Raw genomic sequence first — 1,867 nt, forward strand, 5'->3', positions numbered from 1 at the left:
GAACCACCCCTTCCCATCCCGGAACCACCCCTTCCCATCCCGAACAGGACCGTGAAACGACTCCACGCCGATGATAGTGCGGATACCCGTGTGAAAGTAGGTAATCGCCAGGCTCTCCCTTGAAACCCCCCAGTACGAAAGTACTGGGGGGTTTTGCTTTTGCGGCTTCGAAATTGTCATCCGTCGCGAYCACGGCTGATCGGCGAAAGTCGGCTGCGTCATGTCTTTGACATCAAAACAGCCTACCTTGCACAGTGTTGAACCTAACCCATGGAGACCAGCATGAACTTCACCCCGGAACAAGTCGCGGCTGTCCATAAGGCTAATGTGGAAACGCTGTTCGGCCTGACCACCAAAGCCTTCGAAGGTATTGAGAAGCTGGTCGAACTGAACCTGCAAGTGGTCAAGACGACTTTCACCGAAAACGTGGATAACGCCAGGAAGGCGCTCGCCGCGAAGGATGCCCAGGAGATCCTGGCCATCCATGCCTCGTTGGTCCAGCCGATTGCCGAAAAAGCCATGGCGTATAGCCGCCACGTGTACGACATTGCCTCGGAGACCCAGTCAGAGTTCACCAAGGTCGCCGAAGTCCAACTGGCTGAAAACTCGAAGAAGATACAGGCCCTCGTCGAGAGCTTCGCCAAGAATGCGCCCGCAGGCGCCGAGTCGACCGTTGCCATCGTAAAGTCCGCGATCAGCGCCGCCAACAACGCCTACGAGTCAGTGCAGAAGGCAACCAAGCAGGCCGTTGAAACTGCTGAAAGCACTCTCCAGGCCGCAGCCGTCGCCACTAGCAAGGCCGCCGAGCAGGAAGGCGCCACCGCTGGCGCGGCAGCCAAGAAGTCGACCGCCGCTTGATCCGCTGATCAAGCGGCTGGAATGCGACCGGCCTGCGGCCGGTTCGCCCGCACGACGCTTGTGACACCGGGCTGTGCAGGCGCCGCGTGCTAGCATCCATCGAAATGGAAATGGAGCTAGGACGCAGATGGAAAGCGGCACCACGGAATACAAAGGCTATGTCGTCCACGTCTACTGCAAGACGATCAAGGACGGATTGCACATTGCGTCGTGCGCGATCTGGGAGGATGGGGCGGTAGTGCAGGATGCCAGGTCGATTGGCCGCAATCATGCCTCGTCCGCCGACGCGAAGGTGGCGGCCTATGAATGGGCGAAGCTGTGGATAGACGGCAATGGCTGAGCGTTTTTGGAGATATTTTCCAGGCGAGTGTGGAGCAGGTGCGATGTACATGTGGCGCACGCGAGGCCAGTTGTCCTTCACTTGCCACATGGATCAGACGCCGCTTGCTTACGCAAATGGCCGCTTGCCTTAGCACTTTCCAGTTCTTTTTGTATTAGGGGTATCCAGATGCTCTTAATCCGCGTATATTCTCTTTCGCGGGGTGGAGCAGTTGGCAGCTCGTCRGGCTCATAACCYGAAGGYCGCAGGTTCAAGTCCTGCCCCCGCAACCAACACCAAAAGCCCGTCCGGTTCATGCCGCACGGGCTTTTTGCTTGGCCTGCCGCCGCATGCACGCTAGGCGAAATCACCTGGGGGATCGTCTGGGATGGTCCACTTTTCAGGCTTCTTTTCGCTGGCCGGGGCGCTCTTCGGCAATGGCGAAGGAGGGTGGGGTGTCATCTGCAACAGGAGTTGTACTGACGATACATCGACGGTTTCCTCATCGCCGTCTTCAGACCAATACCTGAGCGTCACTGTCATGTTCCTCTCCGGTAAGTGACTCAAGGAATCCCGGATGCCGTCATGGCGCAGGCGGGGCAAGCTTTCACCTTAGAGCGATTTCGCTTTCCTGCATGTCGTCAATGGCGATGGCCATGGTGGGGATCGCCATGCCGCCGTCCGCAGAGA

General features: G+C 58.2%; 3 protein-coding genes and 1 tRNA gene. 3 read left to right on the top strand and 1 reads right to left on the bottom strand.

Annotation, left to right across the window (positions count from 1 at the left end; translation table 11 throughout):
- The first annotated feature begins 282 nt into the window (after positions 1–282).
- The 3 genes from AC1DKD_RS40960 to AC1DKD_RS40970 all read left to right on the top strand — a co-directional run bounded on the left by AC1DKD_RS40960 (position 283) and on the right by AC1DKD_RS40970 (position 1,470).
- Entirely contained in the window at positions 283–858 is a 576-nt protein-coding gene (locus tag AC1DKD_RS40960) for a phasin family protein (RefSeq protein WP_441634908.1), read from the top strand.
- 127 nt (positions 859–985) lie between these two features.
- Positions 986–1,198, top strand: a complete 213-nt coding sequence (locus AC1DKD_RS40965) for a hypothetical protein (RefSeq protein ID WP_441634910.1) — start codon at positions 986–988, stop codon at positions 1,196–1,198.
- A 196-nt stretch (positions 1,199–1,394) separates the two neighbouring features.
- Positions 1,395–1,470 (top strand) — tRNA-Met (locus AC1DKD_RS40970).
- A 64-nt stretch (positions 1,471–1,534) separates the two neighbouring features.
- On the opposite strand, the gene AC1DKD_RS40975 is transcribed toward AC1DKD_RS40970, so the two are convergent.
- A complete protein-coding gene (locus tag AC1DKD_RS40975; protein ID WP_441634912.1) occupies positions 1,535–1,720 on the bottom strand; it encodes a hypothetical protein in 186 nt (61 codons plus the stop codon).
- Positions 1,721–1,867: the final 147 nt, after the last annotated feature.

The organism is Cupriavidus sp. 05T313, assembly GCF_056396665.1.

Excerpts from the sequence above, each read along its gene's own strand:
- AC1DKD_RS40960 (WP_441634908.1), top strand. The coding sequence starts at position 283 with ATGAACTTCACCCCGGAACAAGTCGCGGCTGTCCATAAGGCTAATGTG.
- AC1DKD_RS40965 (WP_441634910.1), top strand. The coding sequence starts at position 986 with ATGGAAAGCGGCACCACGGAATACAAAGGCTATGTCGTCCACGTCTAC.
- AC1DKD_RS40975 (WP_441634912.1), bottom strand. The coding sequence starts at position 1,720 with ATGACAGTGACGCTCAGGTATTGGTCTGAAGACGGCGATGAGGAAACC.